This window comes from Sinorhizobium meliloti (assembly GCF_017876815.1).
GTDB lineage: Bacteria > Pseudomonadota > Alphaproteobacteria > Rhizobiales > Rhizobiaceae > Sinorhizobium > Sinorhizobium meliloti.
On sequence record NZ_JAGIOS010000001.1, the window covers coordinates 3136224 to 3160710 of the forward strand.

Annotated in this window: 23 protein-coding genes, 1 pseudogene and 1 riboswitch; of the genes and pseudogenes, 15 read left to right on the forward strand and 9 right to left on the reverse strand. The window is 62.3% G+C overall.

The window, feature by feature from the left end; all coding sequences use genetic code 11:
* Positions 1-68: 68 nt before the first annotated feature.
* From JOH52_RS15185 to bluB, 3 genes are all read left to right on the forward strand, one after another.
* A complete protein-coding gene (locus JOH52_RS15185; protein ID WP_010969510.1) occupies positions 69-1262 on the forward strand; it encodes a phytanoyl-CoA dioxygenase family protein in 1194 nt (397 codons plus the stop codon).
* Positions 1263-1633: 371 nt separating this feature from the next.
* Positions 1634-2455: an SDR family oxidoreductase gene (locus tag JOH52_RS15190; RefSeq protein ID WP_014529459.1), complete on the forward strand. Its 822-nt coding sequence runs from the start codon at positions 1634-1636 to the stop codon at positions 2453-2455.
* Positions 2456-2494: 39 nt separating this feature from the next.
* A riboswitch (cobalamin riboswitch) is annotated at positions 2495-2707 on the forward strand.
* Positions 2708-2752: 45 nt separating this feature from the next.
* Positions 2753-3436: a 5,6-dimethylbenzimidazole synthase gene (bluB, locus tag JOH52_RS15195; RefSeq protein ID WP_010969508.1), complete on the forward strand. Its 684-nt coding sequence runs from the start codon at positions 2753-2755 to the stop codon at positions 3434-3436.
* A 23-nt stretch (positions 3437-3459) separates the two neighbouring features.
* On the opposite strand, the gene JOH52_RS15200 is transcribed toward bluB, so the two are convergent.
* From JOH52_RS15200 to JOH52_RS15215, 4 genes are all read right to left on the reverse strand, one after another.
* Positions 3460-4587 carry a DUF2865 domain-containing protein gene (locus JOH52_RS15200; RefSeq protein ID WP_013844507.1) on the reverse strand — a complete coding sequence of 376 codons (1128 nt, stop codon included), beginning with the start codon at positions 4585-4587 and terminating at the stop codon, positions 3460-3462.
* A gap of 167 nt (positions 4588-4754) precedes the next feature.
* Entirely contained in the window at positions 4755-5399 is a 645-nt protein-coding gene (locus tag JOH52_RS15205; RefSeq protein ID WP_003534106.1) for an acyl-homoserine-lactone synthase, read from the reverse strand.
* A gap of 156 nt (positions 5400-5555) precedes the next feature.
* Positions 5556-6293, reverse strand: coding sequence for a helix-turn-helix transcriptional regulator (locus JOH52_RS15210; RefSeq protein WP_003534108.1), 738 nt, complete (start codon positions 6291-6293; stop codon positions 5556-5558).
* A 205-nt stretch (positions 6294-6498) separates the two neighbouring features.
* Entirely contained in the window at positions 6499-8811 is a 2313-nt protein-coding gene (locus JOH52_RS15215; protein WP_003534110.1) for an NADP-dependent malic enzyme, read from the reverse strand.
* A 243-nt stretch (positions 8812-9054) separates the two neighbouring features.
* Between JOH52_RS15215 and JOH52_RS15220 the strand changes: the two genes are divergently transcribed.
* Both JOH52_RS15220 and JOH52_RS15225 read left to right on the forward strand, forming a co-directional pair.
* Entirely contained in the window at positions 9055-9900 is an 846-nt protein-coding gene (locus JOH52_RS15220; protein ID WP_003534112.1) for a UDP-2,3-diacylglucosamine diphosphatase, read from the forward strand.
* Between the two features lie 249 nt (positions 9901-10149).
* Positions 10150-11373 carry an MFS transporter gene (locus JOH52_RS15225; RefSeq protein WP_013844506.1) on the forward strand — a complete coding sequence of 408 codons (1224 nt, stop codon included), beginning with the start codon at positions 10150-10152 and terminating at the stop codon, positions 11371-11373.
* Here the strand turns inward: JOH52_RS15225 and dgcA are convergent.
* Positions 11325-12308: an N-acetyl-D-Glu racemase DgcA gene (dgcA, locus tag JOH52_RS15230; RefSeq protein WP_010969505.1), complete on the reverse strand. Its 984-nt coding sequence runs from the start codon at positions 12306-12308 to the stop codon at positions 11325-11327. The two genes, JOH52_RS15225 and dgcA, sit on opposite strands and share 49 nt — an antisense overlap.
* Before the next feature lie 185 nt (positions 12309-12493).
* Between dgcA and JOH52_RS15235 the strand changes: the two genes are divergently transcribed.
* The 6 genes and pseudogenes from JOH52_RS15235 (at position 12494) to JOH52_RS15260 (ending at position 17270) form a co-directional block, all read left to right on the forward strand.
* Complete coding sequence (locus JOH52_RS15235; protein ID WP_010969504.1) at positions 12494-13633, forward strand: ABC transporter permease; 1140 nt, start codon at positions 12494-12496, stop codon at positions 13631-13633.
* An 11-nt stretch (positions 13634-13644) separates the two neighbouring features.
* Positions 13645-14454: an ABC transporter ATP-binding protein gene (locus JOH52_RS15240; protein ID WP_010969503.1), complete on the forward strand. Its 810-nt coding sequence runs from the start codon at positions 13645-13647 to the stop codon at positions 14452-14454.
* A gap of 90 nt (positions 14455-14544) precedes the next feature.
* On the forward strand, positions 14545-15915 hold the full coding sequence (locus tag JOH52_RS15245) for an MlaD family protein (protein WP_003534122.1): 1371 nt from the start codon (positions 14545-14547) through the stop codon (positions 15913-15915).
* 81 nt (positions 15916-15996) lie between these two features.
* The gene (locus JOH52_RS15250; RefSeq protein WP_010969501.1) at positions 15997-16611 is read left to right on the forward strand and encodes an ABC-type transport auxiliary lipoprotein family protein; all 615 of its coding nucleotides are present in this window, start codon (positions 15997-15999) and stop codon (positions 16609-16611) included.
* A 77-nt stretch (positions 16612-16688) separates the two neighbouring features.
* Positions 16689-16862: pseudogene (locus tag JOH52_RS36135) on the forward strand (type II toxin-antitoxin system RelE/ParE family toxin); the annotation flags it as partial.
* 114 nt (positions 16863-16976) lie between these two features.
* Entirely contained in the window at positions 16977-17270 is a 294-nt protein-coding gene (locus JOH52_RS15260; RefSeq protein WP_013844505.1) for an addiction module antidote protein, read from the forward strand.
* Between the two features lie 75 nt (positions 17271-17345).
* Here the strand turns inward: JOH52_RS15260 and JOH52_RS15265 are convergent, their stop codons facing one another.
* Both JOH52_RS15265 and hemF read right to left on the reverse strand, forming a co-directional pair.
* Positions 17346-17624 carry a BON domain-containing protein gene (locus JOH52_RS15265; protein WP_014529462.1) on the reverse strand — a complete coding sequence of 93 codons (279 nt, stop codon included), beginning with the start codon at positions 17622-17624 and terminating at the stop codon, positions 17346-17348.
* 83 nt (positions 17625-17707) lie between these two features.
* Positions 17708-18619 (reverse strand): oxygen-dependent coproporphyrinogen oxidase, encoded by a 912-nt coding sequence (gene hemF, locus JOH52_RS15270; protein WP_010969498.1) that lies wholly within the window; start codon positions 18617-18619, stop codon positions 17708-17710.
* A gap of 201 nt (positions 18620-18820) precedes the next feature.
* Between hemF and JOH52_RS15275 the strand changes: the two genes are divergently transcribed.
* Both JOH52_RS15275 and JOH52_RS15280 read left to right on the forward strand, forming a co-directional pair.
* Positions 18821-19081 (forward strand): hypothetical protein, encoded by a 261-nt coding sequence (locus JOH52_RS15275; RefSeq protein ID WP_003534130.1) that lies wholly within the window; start codon positions 18821-18823, stop codon positions 19079-19081.
* A 140-nt stretch (positions 19082-19221) separates the two neighbouring features.
* On the forward strand, positions 19222-20409 hold the full coding sequence (locus JOH52_RS15280) for an MFS transporter (protein ID WP_013844503.1): 1188 nt from the start codon (positions 19222-19224) through the stop codon (positions 20407-20409).
* On the opposite strand, the gene soxR is transcribed toward JOH52_RS15280, so the two are convergent.
* Entirely contained in the window at positions 20406-20891 is a 486-nt protein-coding gene (gene soxR, locus JOH52_RS15285; protein WP_010969496.1) for a redox-sensitive transcriptional activator SoxR, read from the reverse strand. The genes JOH52_RS15280 and soxR overlap by 4 nt on opposite strands.
* 78 nt (positions 20892-20969) lie before the next feature.
* On the opposite strand from soxR, the gene JOH52_RS15290 reads away from it, so the two are divergent.
* Positions 20970-21542 carry an NADPH-dependent FMN reductase gene (locus JOH52_RS15290; RefSeq protein ID WP_010969495.1) on the forward strand — a complete coding sequence of 191 codons (573 nt, stop codon included), beginning with the start codon at positions 20970-20972 and terminating at the stop codon, positions 21540-21542.
* A gap of 52 nt (positions 21543-21594) precedes the next feature.
* On the opposite strand, the gene JOH52_RS15295 is transcribed toward JOH52_RS15290, so the two are convergent.
* Positions 21595-22056, reverse strand: a complete 462-nt coding sequence (locus tag JOH52_RS15295; RefSeq protein WP_010969494.1) for a tRNA (cytidine(34)-2'-O)-methyltransferase — start codon at positions 22054-22056, stop codon at positions 21595-21597.
* Positions 22057-22530: 474 nt separating this feature from the next.
* Here JOH52_RS15295 and JOH52_RS15300 point away from each other — a divergent pair, with 474 nt between their 5' ends.
* A complete protein-coding gene (locus JOH52_RS15300; RefSeq protein WP_017266691.1) occupies positions 22531-24384 on the forward strand; it encodes an ABC transporter ATP-binding protein in 1854 nt (617 codons plus the stop codon).
* Positions 24385-24487 lie beyond the last annotated feature (103 nt).

Genomic DNA, 24487 nt, shown 5'->3' on the forward strand with positions numbered 1-24487 from the left:
TCTTGCTCTATATCAGAAGCAGGCAAGCCGTATAGTCGGATCATCGTCATCCTTGAGGAGGAGAACTGATGAAGACGGACAATCCCGCGCGGGCGCGTCTGGAACGCGTGTGGCTCAATGAGGCGGCCTGCGATATCGAGGAATTTCGTGCGGCGGTCGAGCACCGAGTCAGCCTGGCGGACTATCCGCACGCGGCGGACTGCCAGAAGAACATCCTGATCTATGACAGCGCCCGTCTTGCCGGCGATTGCGCCACGCAGGACGGCAGGCGGTCGGTGCTTGCGGAGATCTGCGAGGCGCTTGCGACGGGGCCGGGCGTGGCGGTCTTCAAGCGCGCCTTCACCGATACGCGGGTGATCGACGAAGCAAGCGGCATCTTCAACGAGATCATCGAGGAACAGCACCGCACCAACAGCGGCGGCGGCGATCATTTCGCCAAGCCCGGCGCCAACGACAGAATCTGGAATTCACTCGAAAAGCACTGCCTGAAGAACCCCGAGAATTTCGCGGCCTATTACGGCAACGCCATCATCGCGCTCGTCAGCGAAGCCTGGCTCGGTCCGAACTACCAGATGACGGCGCAGGTCAACCGCGTCAATCCCGGCGGCGCGTCTCAATCGCCGCATCGCGACTATCATCTCGGCTTTCAGACCTCGGCCGTTATAGAGCAGTATCCGGCGCATGTGCACAGGCTCTCGCCGGTCCTGACGCTCCAGGGCGCGGTCGCCCATTGCGACATGCCGGTCGAAAGCGGGCCAACCCTGTTCCTGCCCTATAGCCAGACGTATCTGCCCGGATATCTCGCTTTGAAACGGCCGGAGTTCCGCACCTATTTCGAAGAGAACCACGTGCAATTGCCGCTGGAGAAGGGCGACGTCGTGTTCTTCAACCCGGCGCTTTTCCACGCCGCGGGCAGCAACCGGTCTGCCGGGATCAAGCGTGTGGCCAATCTTCTGCAGGTATCCTCCGCTTTCGGCCGGGCGATGGAAACGGTGGATCGCGAACACATGTGCGTCGTGCTCTTTCCGGCTCTGAAAGTCCTTGCGGCCGGAGGCAAGCTCACGCAGGACGAAATTGCCAATGCGGTTGCCGCGTGCGCCGAGGGGTATTCGTTCCCGACCAATCTCGATCGTGATCCGCCGGTTGGCGGTCTGGCGCCCAGGACGCAGGCACAGCTGATGCACGAAGCGCTCGCCGGCGAATGGAGTGTTGAGGCGTTTGCCGAAGCGCTGGCCGATCAGGCGGCGAAAAAGCTAAGCTAGCCGTCTTGGCTTAAGGTCTTTTGAGATCTTGAGTTTATCACGGCTACTGCGAGATGGATGATGGCGTTGGTGCTCTGGTGGATTTGTCGGGGCGTAGGGCGGTGCGGACAAGGTTGCCGAGCACGTCGGTCAGCGTGGGGAGGACTGCAATCTCTCCTCCTCATCTCTGTGCTTGTCACAGAGATCCAGCAGCGCCGCGTCAGCGGCGCGGGAGGAGTTCTTTCAGCCCAAGGACTTGGTCTGGCTGGATCCCTGTGACGAGCACAGGGATGAGGAGATCAGACAAGTAGCGGCGGGTATCCCAAATCTCAACAGGCATTAATGCACGCTCACCAAGGCATATTCACCAACATCTCAAAGGGAGGATCAGGATGAGCACGGACCACGCCCTACTGGACGGGAAGATCGCCATTGTGACCGGGGGCACGCAGGGGCTCGGTGCCACGATTGCCGCACTCTTCGCGGAGCGCGGCGCCGCCGGCGTCGTCATTTGCGGGCGCAACGCGGCGAAGGGCGAGGCGAAAGCTGCCGAGATCGCCGCGGCGACGGGTTCGAAGGTCGTCTATGTACCAGCGGATCTCGAGCGGGTGGAGGATGCCCGTGCCGTCGCGGCGGCTTGCGACCGCGCCTTCGGCCGCGTCGATGCGCTGGTCAACGCCGCAGCGATCACCGACAGGGGTACGATCCTCGACACCAGCCCGGAACTCTTCGACCGGATGTTCGCGGTCAATGTGCGGGCGCCATTCTTCCTGATGCAGGAGGTGATAAAGGTGATGCGGCGCGAGAAGACAGAGGGCACGATCGTCAATATCGGCTCCATGTCGGCGAAGGCGGGTCAGCCCTTCATCGCAGCCTATTGTGCGTCGAAGGGGGCACTGGAGACGCTGACCAAGAACACCGCCTATGCCGTCCTTCGCAACCGGATACGGGTCAACGGCCTCAACATCGGCTGGATGGCCTCGGAAGGCGAAGACCGGATCCAGCGCGAATATCACGATGCGCCGGCGAACTGGCTCGAAAAGGCGGCAGCGAGCCAGCCCTTCGGCAGGCTCGTCGACCCGGCCGAGGTCGCGCGTGCCTGCGCCTATCTCTCATCGGCAGAATCCGGCCTCATGACGGGTTCCGTCATCTGCTTCGATCAGTCGATCTGGGGTGCCTATGACGCCTCGCCTCATCCGGAGGCGCCGCTCTGAAGCTCCCGCTTGCTTGCCTTGCCTTTCGTGGGGACCTGTGGCCATATGCCGCCGTCAGGTGCCCGCGAAATGCGGGAGAATCGGGAAGCCGGTGCAGTTCCGGCACGTGCCCAACGCTGTGAAGGGGACGTTCTCGCCAAAAAGGGCTCTGAATCTTTTCAGAGCTTTGCCACTGAATATTGAAGCTATTCGGGAAGGCGGCGCGAACGGATGATCCGAAGTCAGAAGACCGGCCTGGCGAGATAGACCGGCCCCGCGCGGACGGCGGGAGGTTTCCGCATTGTTGGGGATCGAACGATGCTGCCTGACCCGAACGGCTGCCTTACGGCTGCCGGAGCTTTTTCGTCGGACGAGCGCGCCGCCGTCTATCGTGCCATTGAGACGCGTCGCGACGTGCGCGACGAGTTCCTGCCCGAACCATTGTCCGAGGAACTGATCGCCCGCCTGCTCGGTGCGGCGCACCAGGCGCCGTCCGTCGGCTTCATGCAACCCTGGAACTTCGTGCTCGTGCGCCAGGACGAGACGCGGGAGAAAGTCTGGCAGGCTTTCCAGCGCGCCAATGACGAGGCCGCAGAGATGTTTTCCGGCGAAAGGCAAGCGAAGTACCGGTCGCTGAAGCTCGAAGGCATTCGCAAGGCGCCGCTCAGCATTTGCGTGACCTGCGACCGGACGCGCGGCGGAGCGGTCGTCCTGGGCCGCACCCATAATCCGCAGATGGATCTGTACTCGACCGTTTGCGCCGTCCAGAACCTCTGGCTCGCCGCGCGGGCGGAGGGCGTGGGCGTCGGCTGGGTCAGCATTTTCCACGAGAGCGAGATCAAGGCTATCCTCGGAATCCCGGATCATGTCGAAATCGTCGCCTGGCTGTGCCTCGGTTTCGTCGACAGGCTGTATCAAGAGCCGGAACTCGCCGCGAAGGGCTGGCGACAGCGCTTGCCGCTCGAAGATCTCGTTTTCGAGGAAGGCTGGGGCGTCCGTTAGATCGATGCTCGCAACGGCGTATGTCAGTTTTCCTGCAGCGGCTGGTAACGGGGCCCAAGCGGATGCTTGAGGTCGATCGCGCTTTCTTCCTGCGGAAGGAAGGTCGGACCGACGACGCGGACCTTGTTTTTGGCCGGGTCGTAGGGCCGTTCTGCTATCGGCTTGGCCGGCGCCTTCTTCTCGCTGCCAATGGTTATGACCGACGGGCTGACGACGGTGAGCTTGCCGGCGGAGACTGCCTTTTGCCCGTTGGCATCCGTTGCGGGGTCCGGGATTCCGCAGCCACAGATGCCGGGTGAGCCGACACTGCGCGCCCGGTAGGCGAAGGCCGTTGGGAGATCGGTGTAGGGCCGGCCGGTCGTCGCCGAAACCATCTGGTCGGCTTCTTCCGTCGCGAGCACATGATAGTAGAGCTCCGTCTCCGCACCCGGGCATCGCGCGCGGCAGAGATCGGCGTCACGACCGAAGTCTGCCGGCGTGGCATGCGAGGAGATGGGAAAGAAGGCGCCATCGCATGTCCTTACGCACATGGTTCTGAGGCTGCCGGCGAAATCGTCATCCGTGAGCGGTAGCTCTGCCCGGGGGGCGTCGAGCAGAAGCGGATAGGCACCGCTGTCCGGCGGCAGGTCGCGCAGGATGTTCCGGTGAACCTCCGTGCCGTCGGCGGCGCTCGCAAACTGGCCTTCGGCGCTTCCGGCATCCCAGCCCTCTCGGGGCGCTCCCGAGCAGCCGTTGAGTTCCATGGCAGCGAGGATGCGCCGACGAACGTCGTCGTCACCACCGCCGATCAGATGCCTACGCTGCGCCTTGAGTTGCCGCAGATTCGCCTCCATGCGCGCGATCGTGTCGTCGAGTTCGGCGCAAGCGGCCTCGTCATCGCCGCCGATGACGACGACGCTGTCGCTGCTGCATTCCATTCGGCGGCGATCGTTCTTGGCGCGGCGCAACTCGATGTTCTGGCGGGAGACCGCACCTGTGAAGTCGCGCAGGCTGGCATTCGTCGTGAAACCTGTGGGAAGGCCGGCGAGGCGTGCGCTCAGCCGTTCGCAAACGCCGGACGCTGCGGCCGGGCCGGCTGCGGCCAGCGCCAGCGGTACGAGAACCGCCGCGATGCGCCGGATCTTGGATGCCACTTTCGGGGACGCGGACACGTGCTTCTTCCTGCATTGCAGCGGACCGTTGCCGATGTGTCCGCCTTACCGTCTCATCATAGGACCTTGTCGAGATGGCGCAACGGGAAGAGGGCATCTGCGTTAATTCGCAATGCCCGTGGATGGAAGCTGTGGGCCGTGCGATCTGCACGGCCCGGATTATCGGGTCAGGCGGCGCGTGCCGTTTCAAGCGACATCGGGCGATCGAGAACGGTGCCCTCGATGGAGGCCACCGCCTTCATCGTTTCGAGCAGGTTCCTGCTCACCTCCCACGCGATGGCGACCGCATGGACGGAGCCGATCCTGTGCGGATCGGCGATGCGCTCCCCAGGGCAACCCATGCGGCGGAACATTCGCTCCAGGAACACATCGGTGACCGTGACGATATGGCTGATGCCCGAGGCAAGGCTCATTTCGCCCACACCGCACATCAGTTCGGCCGCGGCGATGGTGACCTGGTTCGATGCGCGATCCTGGGAGATTTCGGGATCGATGCAGAAGCGGCTCGATTCCCACACCGACGCACTACGGATTTCCGGATTGTCCCCGAGCAGGATCGGGAACGTATCGTCCAGCATATTCGGACCGAGCGTCGGAAGGAGCCTGAGGGAGCCACGAATCTTGCCGGTGTCCGGCGAGTACGACATGACATAGAGCGGATTGGCCTTGTCGTAGTGGTCGATTTCCCAGTCCCCTTCGGTCTTGACGTCCCATTTCAAGAAGTCGTGGAACACGCGCTTACGCAGCCGGAACATCTCGTCGATGGCCTGGGGGTGCTGGCTGCGACCGTTTCCGTTCACTATCCTGATCATTTTTTCGCTCCATGCGTGATTACGCGATGTAGCGATGCTGTCAGGCTCGGATGACACATGTAACTGTCTATAGTGACAGTTTATTTCCTCATTTTTTCCCAATAGATTTGTGGGGGAATCTGCGGGTGGCCGGTCCTGTCCCGGGCCGGCAACCCGTCAGATGGTGGGGATCAGAGCATGTCGAACAGCGTGCGCTACAGCTTGCGTGTTGGACACTACATTGAGTTTGCGGCGGGCATTGGTCATGAAGAAACGCACCGTTCGCTCGGATATGCCGAGAATCGTTGCGATCTCCCAGTAGCTCTTGCCGGCCGCCGACCACGTGAGCACCTCCGTTTCCCGCCCGGTCAGGCGGAGATCGCGCTCGTCGAGCGCCCCGGCCATCGCCGAATGTTCGAGCATGGAGGCGTGGAAGAGGTTGGCAGCCAGCTGGAAATCGCGCAGATGGCAGCGGCGGTAGGCGGACCACTCAACCGGCGACATGTTTGCACCGATTGCGAGAAGCGCCATGCGGCCCGCAGGCGAGGGGAGCGGTAAGGCCACGCCTTCGGTGGAAAGCCCGATTTCTTCGGCCGCCTCGAAGAGGGGCTCGCATTCCGGAAAGCGGCGCCGCGCTGTCGCCCATTCCACCGGCCTGACGCCGCCGAGCGCAAGCTTGAGGATCGGGTCGATCCTGTAAAGCCCCCTGGCGGCGTAGATTTCGGCGGCGTAGGCGCCGAAAGTGTGATGCAGGCGGCAGATTCTCAAACCATCCGGAAGAGACTCCGCCTCCAGATACAGGAGATGCGAGATGTTGAAGGTTCGACGCATCAGGGCGAAGAAGCGCTCGGGGTCTGCGCAACCTCCATATTCCACGATATCCAGCAAATTGAGGACAGCCTGTTGATTAGCCATGCCGTAACACCGAAACTTGCCCCTATAATAAACATGGTTTACGGCGGCCGGTTTTGTCTAGTGCAATATTTCATAAACGGTGCAGTAATCCCGCTTATGCAATCATAAGTTGACTTTTTAGCCAAATATCGCTGACGCGGCTGCGTCGGTCCCGTGGAAGCGGCGTTTTTTCCGCCCTCCAGTGAATGAGGAGGCGCGCCACCCCTCAGACGGGATGGCTTGATTCGACGACGGCCAGCGCTGCCATGTTGACGACGCCACGCGAGGTGACGGACGGCGACAGAATATGCGCCGGCAGCGCCGAGCCCAGAAGGATCGGGCCGACATGCAGGCTGTCCGTCATGGTTTTGACCACGCCGAGCGTGATATTGGCCGCGTCGAGATTGGGGAAGACGAGCAGGTTCGCTTCGCCGTTCAGCGTGCTGTCCGGCATCACGCGTTGGCGCAGGACCTCGGAGATGGCGGAATCGCCGTGCATCTCTCCGTCCACCTCGAGATCGGGGGCGAGCTCGCGCACGAGCTGCAGTGCGGTGCGCATCTTGAAAGCGCTCTCGGAATCGCGCGAGCCGAAGTTCGAGTGGGAGACGAGGGCAGCACGCGGCGTGATGCCGAAGCGGCGGATTTCGTTTGCCGCCATCACTGTCGTCTGAGCGATCTCCTCCGCGCTCGGGCTGAAGCTCACATAGGTATCGGTGAAGAAGGTCGCGCCGCGTTGTGAGATCAGGAGGCTGAGCGCCGAGAAGTCGAGTACGCCCGAACGCTTGCCGATGATCTGCGATACATCGCGCAAATGCCTGCTGTAGCGTCCCTCGACCCCGCAGATCAGCGCGTCCGCCTCGCCGCGCTTGACGGCGAGCGCGCCGATGACCGTCGTATTCGTGCGCACGATCGTGCGGGCCGCCTCGGGAATGACGCCGAGCCGCCCGACGAGGGCGAAATAATCATCGACATAGTCGCGATAGCGCGGGTCGCCCTCGGGATTGACGACCTCGAAATCGACATCGGGGCGGATTCTGAGGCCGTAGCGCCGCAGGCGGGTCTCGATGATTTGCGGGCGGCCGATCAGGATCGGCTTGGCCGTGCCTTCTTCCAGCAGCACCTGGGCGGCGCGCAGCACCCGCTCATCTTCGCCCTCGGCGAAGATGACGCGGTTCTTCGCCGCGTTCTTCGCTGCAGCAAAGACCGGCTTCATGATGAAGCCGGAGCGGAAGACGAAACGGTTGAGCTTGTCGAGATAGGCGTCGAAGTCCTGGATCGGACGCGTGGCGACGCCGCTTTCGGCCGCGGCCTTTGCAACGGCCGGCGCAATGCGCAGGATCAGCCGCTGATCGAAGGGCGAAGGGATCAGATAGTCGGGGCCGAAGACCGGCGTTTCGCCGGAATAGGCGCGCGCGGCGACATCCGACGGTTCCTCGCGGGCAAGGCCGGCGATCGCGCGGACCGCCGCCATCTTCATTTCTTCGTTGATGGTGCGTGCGCCGCAATCGAGCGCGCCACGGAAGATATGCGGGAAACAGAGAACATTGTTGACCTGGTTCGGGAAGTCCGAGCGTCCGGTGCAGATCATGGCATCGGGCCGCGCGGCGCGGGCCACCTCTGGCATGATCTCCGGCGTAGGATTGGCCAGCGCCATGATCAGCGGCTTTTCGGCCATCCGGGCCAACAGTTCAGGCTTGAGGACGCCGGCGGCCGAGAGCCCCAGAAACACGTCCGCCCCGCCGATGCTGTCGGCGAGCACGCGATTGTCGCTCTCCTGCGCGTAGACGGCTTTCCACTCGTCCATCAGGGCCTCGCGCCCTTTGTAGACGAGACCTTCGATGTCGTGGACCCAGATGTTTTCGCGCCTGGCGCCCAGCGTGACGAGGAGGTTGAGGCAGGCAAGCGCCGCCGCCCCGGCACCGGAGGCCACGATCTTGGCCTCGGCAATGTCCTTGCCGGCGAGTTCCAGGCCGTTCAGGACGGCGGCCGCGACGATGATCGCGGTCCCGTGCTGGTCGTCGTGGAAGACCGGTATTTCCATTTTCTCGCGCAGACGCCGCTCCACCTCGAAACATTCGGGAGCTTTGATGTCCTCGAGATTGATGCCGCCGAAGGTCGGCTCCAGCGCCGAGATGACGTCGACCATCCGATCGACCGTCGGTGCGTCGATCTCGATGTCGAAGACGTCGATCCCTGCGAACTTCTTGAAGAGAACAGCCTTACCTTCCATCACGGGTTTGGAGGCGAGGGGACCGATATTGCCGAGGCCGAGGACGGCGGTGCCGTTCGATACCACGGCGACGAGATTGGCGCGGGCGGTGAAATCGGCTGCGGTCTCGGGATTGTCCTTGATGGCGAGGCACGGTGCGGCGACCCCGGGCGAATAGGCGAGCGCCAGGTCGCGTTGGTTCCCGAGCGGCTTGGTCGGCTGAATCTCGAGCTTGCCGGGGCGGGGATAGCGATGGAAGAAGAGTGCCTGCTGATCGATGTCTCCGCTGGCGGGAACGGCCTGGGATTTCGCTTTATCGCCCGTGTTCATGCCTTTGCATTCCTTGAATTCTTGCGTGGACCCGAGAGCGCGTTTGTGAAATCGCGTTCACGTCCGGTGCTGATAGATGTCGTGCCTTTTGGCATGAATCGCCCGGCACGTACAGTTTCGACGCGGTTCTTTCCAGCCATGGCTACTCGGCGCTCGCTGCGTGCTCGGCGTCCCATGTCATCTTCCTGAAACACGAGTCTGATTTTGACGGTCGTGAAACGGCTAAACCAGGATGAGGCTGGCATGGCGGCGGCATCGGCACCCCAACAGGATTCCGTTCGGAAACTGCGGACGCTTTTCATTTCCGATGTTCATCTGGGCTCGAAAGCGGCCAAGACGGACTTTCTCCTGGATTTCCTGCGGCACCACGAGGCGGAGACGATCATTCTCGTCGGGGATATCGTGGACGGCTGGCGTCTCAAACGCAGCTGGTATTGGCCGCAATCCTGCAACGACGTGGTCCAGAAGCTTCTGCGCAAGGCACGAAAAGGCACGCGCATCATCTACATCCCCGGCAATCACGACGAGTTCCTCCGGGACTTTCCGGGCGTTCACTTCGGCGGTATCGAAGTGGCGCAGCGCTATCTCCACAAGGGCGCGGACGGGCGGACCTATCTCGTGCTGCACGGGGACGAGTTCGACGTGGTCGTGCGCAACGCACGCGTTCTCGCCTATCTCGGCGACTGGGCCTACGACATGGCGATCGCCATCAATATAGGCCTTGCGGCAATACGTCGTCGTCTTGACATGCCTTACTGGTCGTTTTCCTCCTGGGCCAAGCTGCAGGTCAAACATGCGGTGAACTTCATCGGCGAGTTCCAGAAAGTCGTGACCGAGGAAGCCCGTCGTCACGACGCGCAAGGCGTGATCTGCGGCCACATCCATCATGCGGTCATCGAGGACATCGACGGCATCCGGTACATAAACACGGGCGACTGGGTGGAGAGTTGCACGGCGATCGCCGAGCATCACGACGGCACGATGGAGCTCATCACCTGGCACCAGATGCGCGGCGACACCGCCGCTGGGCAGCGAGCCGGGGAGGCCGAGACGATGCCCGTCAGGCGGTTCGCACCGCAGGCCGCCTGAGTGATTCTGCGGGGTAAGGGAAAACTCCCGGAGGGAGCCGGCTATCGTTCCGGTGGACAAGCACCCGCAGTGACGAGCGGGATGAGGAAAAGTGTGCGCGGTTTTCCGCCCGCATCCCGCGTCTCAACTTCTAGGAATCGATCACGTTCATGTTTTTAGGTCGACTCGACCTAAAAACATCGTGATCTAGCCGATGGCAAACACACGCGCGGTTGTGCTAATGGTGGCCCACAGCCATCAGGTCCTTCCATGATTCCGTCATCTGCTCCCGCATTCGTCGCGGGGCCCCCGCCGCGCCATTTCGCACTCCGCATCGCGCTTCTCTTCTCAGCGCCGCTGATCGTCAACGGTTTCGCCATGCCGTACTTTCCGGTCTGGCTGAGCAGCCTGTCGCTCAGCGACTTCGAAATCGGCATAGTGCTTGCAGTTCCGATGTTCGTCCGGGTAATCACCGCACCACTGGCGGGCGTTCTCGCAGACCGCATCGGCGAGCGGACGATCGTCCTGATCTGGTCGGGTATCCTATCCTTCGCCGGAGCCGTCGTTCTTTTCTATGCGCAGAGCTTCTGGCCGGTGCTCGTCATCTACACGCTGCAATCTGCGGTTTATTCGCCCTATGTGCCGATCGTCGAGGCGATCGCCCTTTCGGGCGTGCGGCGCTGGGGCTTCGACTATGCGCAGATGCGTGTCTGGGGATCGGTCGCCTTTATCGGGGCGACGATGCTGGGTGGCTGGCTGATCGGAGTCGTCGGTGGGCAGATGGTCCTGCCCGCCATGGCGGCGGGCTTCGCGCTCACCATCCTTTTGGCGGTGGCCGCGCCGCGTGTCGGCCGTCCGCGCAGGCCATCACCGATTACCGCAATCACCGAGCCGCCGCCGCAATCGCTGCGACAGGCGGATCTGCAACTGCTGCTGGTCGGCGTGACGCTGGTCAACAGCAGCCATGCGATGCTCTTCGCCTTCTCTGCCATCTATTGGCAGCATATCGGCTACAGCGGCACCCAGATCGGCATTCTCTGGAGTGCCGGCGTCGCGGCGGAAGTGCTGATGTTCTTCCTCGCCAGGGCGATCGTCCGCCGTTTCAGCGTCTGGACGATGATCTTCTCCGGCTGCCTGCTCGCGGTCGTACGCTGGCTGATCTTCCCGATGGATCTCGGCTTCTCGGGCTATTTCGTTCTGCAGTGCTTTCACGCCTTCACCTATGCGATCATGCATACGGGCATGCAGCACAAGCTGGTCGAGCGTGTCGCGGAGGAGCAGGAGGCGTCGGCGCAGGGGCTCTACTTTTTCTACACCGGCATCTTCACGGCGATCTTCACCTTTCTGTCGGGCTATTTCTACGCCTGGTTCGGCGTCGACGGCTTCTACTCCATGTCGGCGGTCGCGCTTTCGGGCTGCCTTTTCACCTTCCTCGGCTGGTATCTTCAGCCCCAGAGGCTGGCCTCCGGCGGAAAGACGAGCGAGGCCTCGTAGCGAAGGCCCGGCGAGCGGTCTTTCGAGAGCAGCAGCGGTCCGTCGAGATCCACGAAATCCGCGTCCTGCGCGACGAGTACCGCCGGCGCCATGGCGAGCGAACTGCCGACCATGCAGCCGACCATGATCTTCAGGCCGAGGGCTTCGGCCGCAGCGCGCATGCGCAGGGCCTCCGTCAGCCCGCCGGTCTTGTCGAGCTTGATGTTGACCGCATCGTAGCGGCCGACGAGCCTTTCGAGGTCCTCCGTGGCATGCACGCTTTCGTCGGCGCAGACGGGTACCGGGCGAGGCAGGGAGGCGAGTATCTCGTCGCGGCCGGCGGGCAGCGGCTGTTCGATGAGGCTGATGCCGTTCTCGGCGCAGGCGGCGAAGTGGGCGGCAATGTTGGCTTCCGTCCATCCCTCATTGGCGTCGAGAATGATGCGGCTCCCCGGCGCGCCGCTCCTGACGGCGCGAATGCGCGCCGTGTCGTCTGACGTTCCGACTTTCACCTTGAGAAGCGCCCGATGGGCGTGTTTCGCGGCCTGGGCCCTCATCTCCTCCGGCTCGGCGAGCGACAAGGTGTAGGCGGTGGTCAGAGGCGTCGGGCCAGCGATTCCGGCGAGCGCGGCAGCGGAGCTTCCGCTGCGCTTTGCCTCGAGATCCCACAGGGCGCAGTCGACCGCGTTTCGCGCGGCGCCGGCCTTCATCGCCGTCTGCAGGTCGGTGCGGGTCATGTCCTCTTCGATGAGGGGCCGCACGGTCTCGATGGCGCTCAGCACCGACTCGACCGATTCGCCGTAGCGGGCATAGGGCACGCACTCGCCCCAACCCGATAGCTCGCCGTCGGTGACGCGGCAGGTGACGACGCTTGCCGTGGTTTTCGAGCCGCGCGAAATGGTGAAAGCGCCTGCGATCGGGAAATGTTCGACGGTGGCTGTAAGAGTAATCGGCATAGGGACCCCATGACTTCATCCGCTCCGGACCGCGAATGGCGGAGTTTTGCGAAGCTTGCGGCCCATTGTGTCATTTCTGTCGCACCAAGGGCACTGTACGACTTTGAATTCCCGCATGATTTTGTCATCAAATCGATTCTGGTTTAAGAGACTATGCGGAGAACGAACTGAAAGACCGATATCACGTGACGCGTGCCCCAACAGAGACCGCTGCCGACGTCGTCGTCGATGAGGGCGCCGCCGGAAACGGTCGGCGCTATGTGTTCAGCGGCGACTGGCGGCACGAGACGGCGGAGGCGATGGCCGCCAAGCTGAAGCGGCTTGAAAAGCCCGCGGGCGGCCAGAGCGAATTCGACTTCTCCGGCATCACCCGGATGGATACGGCGGGTGCGTGGATCATTCGCCGCTTCATGAATGGGACAGCCGACGAAGTTCGTTTCACGGGCGGCGAGCGCTACGCCGAATTGGTCCGCGCACTGCCGAAGCAACTGCGTCGCCCGGAAGAGAGTGCGACGAGAATGCCGCTTTTCCAGCGGCTGTTTACGCCCGTGGGCGAGCTGACGGTCTCCATCTGGACCGACACGGTGGCTGCCATGTTCATCCTGGGCTCTGCGGTACGCGGCGCGCAGATGAAGCTCGGGCGTCACGCCGGCGTTTCGCCTGCTGCGATCGTCCACCAGATCGACCGTATGGGCGTCATGGCGACGCCGATCATCACCCTGATGTCGTTCCTGATCGGCGCCATCATAGCGCAGCAGGGAGCGTTCCAGCTCCGCTCATTCGGCGCGGAGATTTTCGTGGTCGATCTCGTCGGCATCCTGCAATTGCGCGAGATCGGCGTGTTGCTTACCGCGATCATGATCGCCGGTCGGTCGGGCAGCGCGATTACTGCCGAGATCGGCTCCATGAAGATGCGCGAAGAGGTCGATGCGCTCAAGGTCATGGGCTTGAGTCCGGTCGGCGTTCTTGTCTTTCCGCGTCTCGTGGCGCTGACGATCGTCCTGCCGCTCCTGACGATCATCGCAAACTTCGCCGCGCTTGCCGGCGCCGCCATGGTGGCATGGACCTATTCCGACATCACGATACCGACCTTTTTGGCGCGGTTGCAGGAAGCGGTCGATTTCTCCTCGGTCGCGGCCGGCATGATCAAGGCGCCCTTCATGGCCCTCATCATCGGCGTCGTTGCCGCAGTCGAGGGACTGAAGGTCGGAGGCAGCGCCGAGTCGCTCGGGCGGCGCGTGACCTCCTCCGTCGTCAAATCCATATTCGTCGTGATTCTGATCGACGGATTGTTCGCCATGTTCTACGCGGCAATCGATTTCTGAGGTAGGCGAACATGGTTCAGGCGGTCATCGAAAAGCAAGCGGATGCGGGGGGCGAGCGAGAGGCGGTCCTCTCCGTTCGCGATCTGACCGTCGGCTTCGGCGACCATGTCGTTCTCGACAATCTCAATCTCGAAGTGCTGCGGGGTGAAATTCTCGGCTTCGTCGGCGCCTCCGGTACCGGCAAGTCCGTACTGATGCGCACGGTCCTTCGGCTTCTGCCGAAGCGCTCCGGCACGATCGAGATTCTTGGCGCCGACTACGACAGCATGGGCGAGGCCGAGCGCATCGCACTCGATATGCGCCTCGGCGTGCTGTTCCAGCATGGCGCGCTTTTCTCCGCCCTGACGGTGCGTGAGAACATCCAGGTGCCGATGCGCGAATATCTCGATCTGCCGCAAGACCTGATGGACGAGCTCGCGCGCCTGAAAATCGAACTGGTCGGCCTCGCACCGGAGGCCGCGGAGAAATACCCTTCGGAGCTTTCCGGCGGCATGATCAAGCGCGCGGCGCTTGCGCGCGCGCTCGCGCTCGATCCCGACCTCGTCTTTCTCGATGAGCCGACGTCCGGCCTCGATCCGATCGGTGCTGCGGAGTTCGACGAGTTGATCGCCAAGCTGCGGGACACGCTTGGATTGACCGTGTATATGGTGACGCACGATCTGGACAGCCTGTTCTCGGTCTGTGACCGGATCGCGGTGCTCGGCAAGAAGCGCGTTCTCGTCGAAGGCACCATCGAGGATATGCTCGCCTGCGACGAGCCCTGGGTGAAGTCGTATTTCCGGGGCAAGCGCGCAAGGGCAATCGTGCGCGAGCAGGATTGAGCCGGGAATGCGCAGGCGGGGGAGCTACGGCAAGCCTGCTCGCAGAAGTACATGAACAGGCGGCAAGGGCCGCAAAGGTAGGTAATGCCGATGGAAACTAAAGCGAATTATGCCATTGTCGGCTTCTTCACCGTCCTGGTCATCGCCGCGGCCTTCGGCTTCGTCTACTGGATGTCGCAATATGGCCGGACCGGCCAGATGGTCGAACTCGTCGTCAACATTCCCGGATCGGCCAATGGTCTGTCGGTGGGCTCACCGGTGCGCTTCAACGGGATCAACGTCGGCAGCGTGCGTAATCTTGCGATCGACGCCAACGATCCTCGCTATTCGATTGCGATCACCGAAGTCTCGGCCGATGCCCCGGTCATGAAATCCACGACGGCGACGCTCGAGGTGCAAGGGCTGACGGGAGCGGCCTATATCGAGCTCAGCGGCGGGCGCAAGGGGGACGAAAACATCCTCAAGACCGCGCTGGAAAAGGGCACCCAGGCGCATATCCTTGCCGATCAGTCGAGCGTCACCAGCCTGCTGGCGACCGCGGACCAGATCCTCGACCGAGCGAATTCGGCGATCACGGATATCCAAAGCTTCGTCACCGACGTCCGTGGCCCGCTGACGTCAACCATCGGCAATGCGGAGCGCTTTTCCAAGGCGCTCGCGGACAATTCCGGTGCGATCGACCAGTTCCTGAAAAGCGTCGAACAACTGTCGGGCTCCGTCAATGCAGCATCGAAGAAGCTCGACGATACGCTTGCGAGTGCCGACAGGCTGATCAAGTCGGTCGACCCGAAGAAGATAGACAACATCGTCAGCAATGCCGAGCAGGTGAGCAACAATCTGAAGGATGCTTCGGGCGGGGTATCGGAAGCGATCGCCGGATTCCGGCGTACGGTGGAAACCTACGATCAGTTCGGCAAGAGCGCGCAGGAGACGCTGAAGCGGGTCGACACGCTGGTGGCCGCCGTCGACGCGCAGAAGGTCGGGCTGGTCGTCAACGACATCACGGCCGCGAGTGCGGACGCCCGCAAGGTCGCCGCACAGGTTTCGGACTTTGCCGAAAAGATTTCCGCCCGGCAGGATGATATCGATCAGACGATCACCGATTTCACGCAAATGTCCAACAAGCTGAATGCGGCATCGAACCGGGTCGACAGCATCCTGGTGAAGATCGACGGCTTCCTCGGCGACGCGGATGCTCCGTCGCTTTCTGCGCAGGCACGCGAAACGCTCGAGTCCTTCCGGCGGGTGGCGGAAAACCTGAATGCGCAACTGGGCCCGATCGCGGAAAATCTCAAGCGTTTCTCCAATTCGGGACTGCGGGACGTGGAGGCGCTCGTCGGCGACACGCGCCGCACGGTTCAAAGCCTGCAGAATACGATTTCCGATTTCGATAAAAATCCGCAACGCCTTTTGTTCGGCGGCGAAACGGTTAAGCAATATGATGGCCGCACGCGGCGGTGATTCGTTTAGCGAGGGTCGCGGGCAGGTTGCGTTGAGGGCGGGGAGCTGAACGGCGCCGCGTTGTTAGGGGATATTTGGCGTATGGGTTTTCCGGGTCTGGTAGGTTTTCGTGGCGCGGCGGCGTCCCGGTCTGCGGTGGTCCTTGCATTGGCGGCGATACTGGCAGGGTGCGGCTCGCGCCAGGCGGCGAACGACACGTTCAGCCTGGCGTCCGTTCCTGCCGTGGAGCGTCCGGGGGCTACAAACCGCCAGCTTCTCGTTCCGGAACCGACGGCGCTGAAGACCCTGGGCAGCGACCAGATCGTGGTTCGCCTTTCGAGATCGGAACTGCAATATCTCGCCAGAGCCCAATGGGGAGACAGTCTGCCGCGCATGGTGCAGGACAGGCTCGTCCAGACCTTCGACAACACAGGCAGGATTCGCGTCGGCAAACCCGGCCAAGGGCTCGCCATCGATTATCAATTGATAACCGAGCTCAGAGCCTTCGAAATATCTACCGATGGAGCGGCAACGGCGGTCGTCGAGATATTCGCCAAGATACTGGATGACCGGAACGGCACCGTCCGCAAACAGCAGGCCTTCCGCGCCGTCGTGCCCGTGCGAGGCGCCGGCAATCCCGCTTTCGTCGCCGCGCTCGATGCCGCGTTCGCCCGGGTCGCGGCCGACATCGTGGGCTGGACGCTCAGCTCCATCTGAAGGAAGTCCTCCAGGAGCTATCGCCCCTGTCCCGCCTTGATATTTGTATCTTATAAGATACGTTTCAGATGATTAGAATGCTGCAGTCGGCCACGTTCAGGAAGTGGCATTCGAAACTTCGGGATGAACGGGCCAAAGCGGCGATAGCGAGGCGCTTGCTGCGTCTGGCGCAAGTAAATCCCGGCGACGTCTCGCCGGTGGGAGAAGGTATCAGTGAACTGCGCATTCATCACGGCCCTGGGTATCGGGTTTATTTCCAGAAGCGCGGGGAACTGATCATGCTGCTCTTGTGTGCTGGGGACAGGGCACACAGGATAGAGACATCGGAACGGCGAAAGAGATCGCCGCCCAATGGAGTGATATCGATGTCTGAAAAGTTTACTGAGTTTGACGTGTCAGATCTGCTCACCAGCGAACGCGCCATTGAGGCTTTTCTGACCGAGGCAATGGAAACGGGGGATGCGCAACATATCGCTTCCGCCCTCGGTGCGGTTGCTCGCGTCAAAGGGATGACCAAGATCGCCCGCGAGACTGGCCTTGCTCGTGAACACCTGTATCGCTCGCTTAGCGAGAACGGGAATCCGACGCTCGAGACAACGCTTGCCGTGCTCAAAACCTTCGGTTTTCACCTGATGCCGAAACACGATGCGGCCGTCTGACGCTGGATGAAAGCCTGAACTGGATTTATTGTTCCTGATCTGAGATCAGCCGCTTTTCTGCAGGTGAAAGGCTGTTCAACCCCTCCCGACCTTCGCGAGTTCGATGCGATTGACCACCTCGGCGACCCCTTCGACCGATCGGGCCGCCTCTTCCGCGCGGGCGATCTCCTCTTCGGTCGCCACCGTACCTGCGAGCAGGATCGTACTGCCCGAGCCGGTCACCGTGACCTCTATGGCGTCGAGGCCGGGCGCGACCGCAAGACAATGAGCGACTCGGCGCTCGAGTTCGGCCGGATCTTCGGCAGGCAGCCTCTCGGGGTCACTGCCGAAGAATGTCCGTTTCTTGAAGACCATGCGTCGCTCCTTCTCTCCTGGAGAGGAAACGCCGAGGCGGCGCATTTGTTCGCCGTCTCTAGGGTGGCCGAATAAGCTGCGATTCACGGCCAGCGTACGAGTGGGGGCAGGGAGGAGAGAATCGACTCCACATTGCCACCGGTCTTGAGACCGAAGATCGTGCCACGGTCGTAAAGAAGGTTGAACTCGACGTACCGGCCACGGCGCACGAGCTGCTCGTTTCGATCCTGCTCGGTCCAGGGCTTGTTGAAATTCGTCCGGACGATTCTCGGATAGACGAGTGCGAAGGCCTTGCCGACATCGCGCGTGAAGGCGAAATCCGCATCCCAGCCGCCGAGCTCCTCCGCAGAACGCAGCCAATCGTAGAAAATCCCGCCGGTGCCGCGCGGCTCGTTCCGGTGCTTCAGGTAGAAATACTCGTCGCACCACTGCTTGAATTTTGCATGATCGGCGACGGGATGCCGATTGCAGGCGATCTCCATGGCACGATGAAAGAGCACGGTATCCGGATCGGTCATGATGCGCCGGCGGTCGAGGACCGGCGTGAGGTCCGCACCGCCGCCGAACCAGTTGCTGGTGGTCACGACCATGCGCGTGTTCATGTGCACGGCGGGGACATTGGGGTTGACCGGGTGGGCGATCAGCGAAATGCCCGATGCCCAGAAGCGCGGATCTTCGCTCGCGCCGGGTATCTGTTCGCGGAACTCCGGCGAGAACTCGCCGAAGACGGTGGAGGTGTGAACCCCCACTTTCTCGAAGACGCGTCCTTCCATCATGGACATGCGACCGCCGCCGCCGGCGCCTTCCTCGCGCAGCCAGTCCTTGGCGACGAACCGGCCTGCCGGACGATCCGACAGCGGACCCGTCAATTCGTCCTCTATCGCCTCGAAGGCGGCGCAGATCGTGTCGCGAAGGCTTTCGAACCAAGCCTTTGCCGCTGCCTTCTTGTCTTCGATGTCGGCCGGCAGGCCCTGTGGCAGTTGCGGTCTTTCCATGGGATGCACTTCCGTTCGCGGATTTCCCTACTGAAAACCGCCGATTCGATGTCGCCGCCACAGTCCATATTTTCAGCTGCTTGGCAACGGTGCCACGGCGACAGCGACAGTCTACCGCAATCAAGGCCTCGGCGGAGGATCGGGACAAATGACTGGCAATAATGCGGCGCTCATCCTATCTTTTCGCCAGAGGTATGGCCCATGGCGAAGATACCCCCAGGACCGCCGCTGGACGGCTTGCGGCGCCAGATCGCCCGGCATCGCCGGGAGCATCCCACACGAAGAGACGGGCTTTTCGTGCGCGAGACGTTTCGGCTCGAGCGCGACGCCGCGCGGGCCAAGGCGCGGGAGTGGTTCGATACCTGGCCAAAGGCCGCCTATTGGACCGAAGTCGAGAGCTGGCGCCAGCTCGAAGGCGGCGAAATCGAGTTCACGATGCGCCGTCTCCCGAGCGCAGACTGATTGCGCCCAATCCCACCGCTGGCACCGACAGGCAAGAAAAATCTTCGGCGATCGATAATAGCGTGGCCAAGGTCATGGCGGCGCGCTAAACCATTTGGTGTCTCCCTCTCGCCATTGCGCGTACTCCCGAACCTGCCCCGATGCCCGTTCTCCGTTCCATCATCGTGCTCTCCATCACTCAGATCATCGCTTGGGGAGCGATGTTCATGTTCGTCTCGGTGACGGCGGCCGGAATGGCGGACGATCTTCTCCTGAGGCCTTCGGCAATCTATCTCGGCCCGACCGTCATGCTGGTCGCGATGGCCTTCTGCTCACCGTTGCTTGCGCCGGTCTACGCGCGCCACGGGGCGCGGCTCGTGCTCGCTTTCGGTTCGGCAGCCGCGGCTCCGGGGCTGTGGTTGCTGGCCGGCGCCGGAGGTCCGGTTTCCTATTTTGCGGCCTGGGGCATTCTTGGTCTGGCCGGGGCCGCAGCACTCACGACTTCGGCTCAGGTGTTCCTGACAGAGATCGCGGGCGAGGGCGCGCGTCGTGCCATCGGGGCGCAGATGCTCGCCATGGCGCTCGCGCCCACGATCGCCTGGCCGGTCACGACTTTCTGCGAGGCGGCTCTCGGCTGGCGCGGCACATTCGTCCTCTATGGCGCGGTCATGCTCCTCGTCTGCGCGCCCTTGCATTTTTTCGCCTTGCCCAGACGCGAGCCGCCGAAACGCAATCCCCGGGTCCCCAATTCGAATCAGTCTGCGTCGCCGGCTGCTGTTCGTCGCCAGTGGCGCGTCGTTGCCCTGATCACGGCGGCGGTCGCGCTCAACGGCTTTGTTACCTGGGGCTTTCAGCTCGTGGTGATCGATCTTTTCCGCAGCTTTGCCGTGCCCGGCTACCTGGCGGTCGGCTTCGGATCGGCCATCGGTTTCATCCAGCTCTCGGCGCGGCTTTTCGATTTCCTCGGCGGCAATCGCTGGGACGGGTTGACGACGGGCTTGGTAGCCGCGGCGATCATGCCGCCGGCACTGCTGGCGCTCGCGCTTGGCGAAGGGGCGGAATGGTCGATCATTCTCTTCCTCGTGCTCTATGGCCTTTCAAGCGGCGCCATGTCCGTCAGCCGGGCGACGATGCCGCTCGTCTTCTTTTCCTCTGCGGAATATGGGGCGGTGGTGGCGCGCCTCGGCCTGCCGCTCAACCTCGCTTTCGCGGCGGCCCCGCCGTTCTTCTCCTTCCTGCTTGGCGAGGCGGGCAACAGGTGGACGCTGGCGTTCGCGCTTCTCTGCTCCCTCGGTGCATTGGCCAGCATGGCTCTGCTCTCCCGTATGAGGCCTGCGAAGCCGGGTTAGCTCGCCTCATGCTCCGTCCCGTCGGCGGGATCGATGAGGCGCGGCCCCGTTCCTTCGGAGGCAAGAACGTCCCATGGATTGCGCAAGGGACAGTCGCGCATCGACAGGCAACCGCAGCCGATGCAGCCTGTGAGCTGATCGCGCAGCGCCGTCAGGTTTGCGATCCGCTCATCGAGCTGCTGCCGCCAGGTCTTCGAGAGCCGTCCCCAGTCTTCGACCGTCAGCGGCCGGTCGTCGGGGAGCACCGACAGGGCCGACTGGATCTCGGCAAGCGGGATACCCGTACGCTGGGCAACCTTGATCACGGCCACCCGCCTCAGCACGGAACGCGGGTAGCGCCGCTGATTGCCCCGGCTGCGATTGCTGCGGATGAGCCCCTTGGCCTCGTAGAAATGAAGCGTCGACACCGCGAGGCCGCTGCGTTCGGCCACTTCGCCGACCGTCAGCTCGCGCTTGATATCATTGGGCTTGTCTTTTTTCACGGCTGCTATTGACCTCAACTATAGTTGAGGTTCTATAGCATGAGCTCCCTGCAACCGACAACATGGAGCCGACACAGCATGACTGAGAAGATGACCCTTGCCTTGATCTACGGCAGCGCACGGCAGGGCCGTTTCTGCGATACGGTCGCCAGCTGGCTCATTCGTGAGCTCGAGACATCCGACGTGTTCAGCCTGACGATCATCGATCCCGTCAGAATGAAAAGCGCTCGCGGCGACAAATCCGCCGGACCAGCCGAGTGGATGGAACGGAAGGTCGCCGAAGCGGACGCATTCATCGTCATCACTCCGGAATACAACCACGGCTACCCGGCGGCGCTGAAGGAGATGATCGATGCGGTCTATGAGCCCTGGCACGCAAAACCGGTCGCCTTCGTTTCCTATGGCGGCGCATCGGGCGGCATAAGGGCCGTCGAGCAATTGCGGCAGGTCTTCGGCGAATTGCATGCCGTCACCCTGCGCGACGGCATCTCCTTCGCCAAGGCCTGGTCGAAGTTCGATGCGGCGGGAAATCTCTACAAACCGGAAGAGATGCGAGCGCCGCTGTTCCTGATGATCGACCGGCTGACCTGGTGGGCGCGCACGCTGAAATACGCGCGCAAGGCGACCCCTTATAACGAGATCGCCGCATGAGCGCCGTCAGGATCGCCGGACTCCCGTACCGTTGATGGCCGCCCGTTTCGGCTCAGAAAGCACCGGTCTGCCGCAGCGCTTCGCCGGCGATCATGGCGGCTGCCATGGCGATGTTGAGCGAACGCTGGCCGGGCGCCATCGGTATGAGGATGCGCGCGTCGGCCCGCTCGTGGACGTGATCGGGAACCCCGGCGCTTTCCCTGCCGAAGAGAAGGACGTCGTCCGGCCGGAAGCTGAAGCGCGTGTAGGGAGCGGCCGCCTTGGTGGAGGCGAGCACGAGGCGTCTGCCGGTGCTCGACCGCCATGTTTCGAAACGCTCCCAGCTGTCGTGCCGCGTCATGGTTACCGCCGCGATATAGTCCATTCCCGCACGCTTGAGATTGCGGTCCGAAAGATCGAAACCGGCCGGCTCGATGATGTCGACCGAAAGACCGAGGCAGGCGGCGAGCCGCAGGATCGTTCCGGTATTGCCAGGAATGTCAGGCTGGTAGAGGGCGATGCGGAGGTCGTTCATGCGCTTGCCGAAAGATTGATCGTGGGAGTGATTGTGATGACCGTCTATGCCACCGATCGGCCTCACGATCCATGGTCGGGTGTGCTCCGACGCGGTTCATTCGGGGGCGCTGCTTTTGCCGCCGCTAATTTGTGCCGTATTGGCAACAGACCACCGGCCGGTGAAAAAATGGGCAAGAAAATGCCTGCGACAATCTGGCATGGCGGCGCGAATGAGGATAAAGCTCAGTCCTCTTCAACGCGAACCGAAGGAGGCATGCATGACTGTTCTGATGTTGACGCGCCTCCCACGAGTAACACGGCCTTTCCTGGCCTGACCGGTTCCGCGCCTCTGCTTCTTTCGACCGAGCGATGCGCGCTCCGGTTTATCCGGAGGTCATGGTCCGCTCGCGGGCGTCATTTCCGGGTTGCATTTTTCAAGATAAAGAATGCGGGGCGACCCGCTTTCCTTCAAGATATCTGAAGGGGCTAGACAATGTTCGGCTGGTTTGAATCCCGCCTCGATCCTTATCCGACGGAGGAGCCGACGCTTCCGCCGAAGGGTCTCTTTGCCTTTTGCTGGCACTACACCAAGCCCGCGGCTCCGTGGCTCTTGATCATGTCGATCTGCACCATGCTGATCGCGATCGGAGAAGTGGCCCTGTTCCAGTTCCTGGGCAATGTGGTCGATTGGCTATCCACCGCCGATCGCGAAACCTTTCTTGCGACCGAGGGCGGCAGGCTCGCCTGGATGGCAGCGCTGATCCTCATCGGCCTGCCGGGGCTGGTGGCGCTCGACTCCTTCGTGATGCATCAGGTGTTGCTCGGCAACTATCCGATGATCGCGCGTTGGCAGATGCATCGCTATCTGCTGAGGCAGAGCATGACGTTCTTCGCCAACGAATTTGCCGGGCGGGTGGCGACGAAGGTCATGCAGACGTCGCTTGCCGTCCGTGAAACGGTGATGAAGATCCTCGACGTCTTCGTCTATGTGGTGAGTTATTTTGCGACGATGTTGATTGTCGTGGCGGCCGCTGATTGGCGCCTCGTGATGCCGCTCGGGTTGTGGCTCGTCATCTATATCGTGATCGTCACCTATTTCGTTCCGCGGCTGCAGAGGATCTCCAAGGAACAGGCCGACGCGCGCTCGATGATGACCGGGCGCATCGTCGACAGCTACACCAACATAGGCACGGTCAAGCTCTTCTCCCATGCAGGGCGGGAGGAGACATACGCCCGCGCGGGCATGGACGAATTCCTGGGCACTGTTTACCGGCAGATGCGGAAGGTTACGCTCTTCCACATATTCGTCTACGCAAACAACTGTATCGCCCTTTTCTCTGTCGGCGCTCTCGGAATCTATCTGTGGCTGACGAGCGGAATCTCCATCGGCGCGATCGCCGTCGCGATCGGTCTTGCCATGCGTGTCAACGGCATGTCGCAATGGATCATGTGGGAAGTTTCGGCGCTGTTCGAGAATATCGGCACGGTCTATGACGGCATGGGCATGATGACCAAGGCGCATGACATCGTCGACAAGCCGACTGCCGTGATGCTCAAAGCCGACCAGGGTGCGATCAGCTTCGAGGACATCCGCTTTCACTACGGTAAGTCCAAGGGAGTCATAGACCGGCTGTCGCTGGATATCCGGCCCGGGGAGAAGATCGGTCTGGTCGGCCGCTCCGGCGCCGGCAAGACGACCTTGATGAACCTGCTTCTGCGCATCTACGATCTGGAATCCGGCGCGATCCGGATCGACGGCGTGGACATCTCGACGGTCACGCAGGATAGCCTGCGTTCACAGATCGGCGTCGTGACGCAGGACACGTCGCTCCTGCATCGCTCCATTCGCGACAACATCGCCTATGGGCACCCACAGGCAAGCGACGACGACATCATTGCCGCCGCGAAGAAAGCGAATGCCTGGGACTTCATCCAGACGCTCGAAGACAACATGGGCAGGCGAGGGCTCGACGCTCAGGTCGGCGAACGCGGCGTCAAGCTTTCGGGCGGCCAGCGGCAGAGGATTGCGATCGCCCGCGTTTTCCTGAAGGACGCACCGATCCTCATCCTCGACGAAGCGACCTCTGCGCTCGACTCGGAGGTAGAGGCCGCGATTCAGGAAAATCTCTTCGCGCTGATGTCCGGCAAGACGGTGATTGCCATCGCCCACCGCCTGTCCACGCTGACGGAGATGGATCGCCTGGTCATCCTCGAAGCCGGCCGGATCGTCGAGACCGGTTCTCACAGCGAACTCGTCGCCAGGCGCGGCATCTATGCCGATCTCTGGTCTCGCCAGTCCGGCGGCTTCATCGCCGACGAGGTCGAAAAGGAGGAGGCGGCGGAGTAATCCGCCGCCTCCCGCGCCTCAGCGGGCCGAGTCCAGCGGTCCGGAGTTACGCAATTGTAATGGGCGCGACAGCGAAAACGGATTGCCCGGATTTCAGAACCGC

What these genes read in the sequence shown, in the direction of transcription:
- JOH52_RS15185 (WP_010969510.1), top strand. Translation starts at nt 69, where the DNA reads ATGAAGACGGACAATCCCGCGCGGGCGCGTCTGGAACGCGTGTGGCTC.
- JOH52_RS15190 (WP_014529459.1), top strand. Translation starts at nt 1,634, where the DNA reads ATGAGCACGGACCACGCCCTACTGGACGGGAAGATCGCCATTGTGACC.
- bluB (WP_010969508.1), top strand. Translation starts at nt 2,753, where the DNA reads ATGCTGCCTGACCCGAACGGCTGCCTTACGGCTGCCGGAGCTTTTTCG.
- JOH52_RS15205 (WP_003534106.1), bottom strand. Translation starts at nt 5,399, where the DNA reads ATGATCAGGATAGTGAACGGAAACGGTCGCAGCCAGCACCCCCAGGCC.
- JOH52_RS15210 (WP_003534108.1), bottom strand. Translation starts at nt 6,293, where the DNA reads ATGGCTAATCAACAGGCTGTCCTCAATTTGCTGGATATCGTGGAATAT.
- JOH52_RS15215 (WP_003534110.1), bottom strand. Translation starts at nt 8,811, where the DNA reads ATGAACACGGGCGATAAAGCGAAATCCCAGGCCGTTCCCGCCAGCGGA.
- JOH52_RS15220 (WP_003534112.1), top strand. Translation starts at nt 9,055, where the DNA reads ATGGCGGCGGCATCGGCACCCCAACAGGATTCCGTTCGGAAACTGCGG.
- JOH52_RS15225 (WP_013844506.1), top strand. Translation starts at nt 10,150, where the DNA reads ATGATTCCGTCATCTGCTCCCGCATTCGTCGCGGGGCCCCCGCCGCGC.
- dgcA (WP_010969505.1), bottom strand. Translation starts at nt 12,308, where the DNA reads ATGCCGATTACTCTTACAGCCACCGTCGAACATTTCCCGATCGCAGGC.
- JOH52_RS15240 (WP_010969503.1), top strand. Translation starts at nt 13,645, where the DNA reads ATGGTTCAGGCGGTCATCGAAAAGCAAGCGGATGCGGGGGGCGAGCGA.
- JOH52_RS15245 (WP_003534122.1), top strand. Translation starts at nt 14,545, where the DNA reads ATGGAAACTAAAGCGAATTATGCCATTGTCGGCTTCTTCACCGTCCTG.
- JOH52_RS15250 (WP_010969501.1), top strand. Translation starts at nt 15,997, where the DNA reads ATGGGTTTTCCGGGTCTGGTAGGTTTTCGTGGCGCGGCGGCGTCCCGG.
- JOH52_RS15260 (WP_013844505.1), top strand. Translation starts at nt 16,977, where the DNA reads ATGTCTGAAAAGTTTACTGAGTTTGACGTGTCAGATCTGCTCACCAGC.
- JOH52_RS15265 (WP_014529462.1), bottom strand. Translation starts at nt 17,624, where the DNA reads ATGGTCTTCAAGAAACGGACATTCTTCGGCAGTGACCCCGAGAGGCTG.
- hemF (WP_010969498.1), bottom strand. Translation starts at nt 18,619, where the DNA reads ATGGAAAGACCGCAACTGCCACAGGGCCTGCCGGCCGACATCGAAGAC.
- JOH52_RS15275 (WP_003534130.1), top strand. Translation starts at nt 18,821, where the DNA reads ATGGCGAAGATACCCCCAGGACCGCCGCTGGACGGCTTGCGGCGCCAG.
- JOH52_RS15280 (WP_013844503.1), top strand. Translation starts at nt 19,222, where the DNA reads ATGCCCGTTCTCCGTTCCATCATCGTGCTCTCCATCACTCAGATCATC.
- JOH52_RS15290 (WP_010969495.1), top strand. Translation starts at nt 20,970, where the DNA reads ATGACTGAGAAGATGACCCTTGCCTTGATCTACGGCAGCGCACGGCAG.
- JOH52_RS15295 (WP_010969494.1), bottom strand. Translation starts at nt 22,056, where the DNA reads ATGAACGACCTCCGCATCGCCCTCTACCAGCCTGACATTCCTGGCAAT.
- JOH52_RS15300 (WP_017266691.1), top strand. Translation starts at nt 22,531, where the DNA reads ATGTTCGGCTGGTTTGAATCCCGCCTCGATCCTTATCCGACGGAGGAG.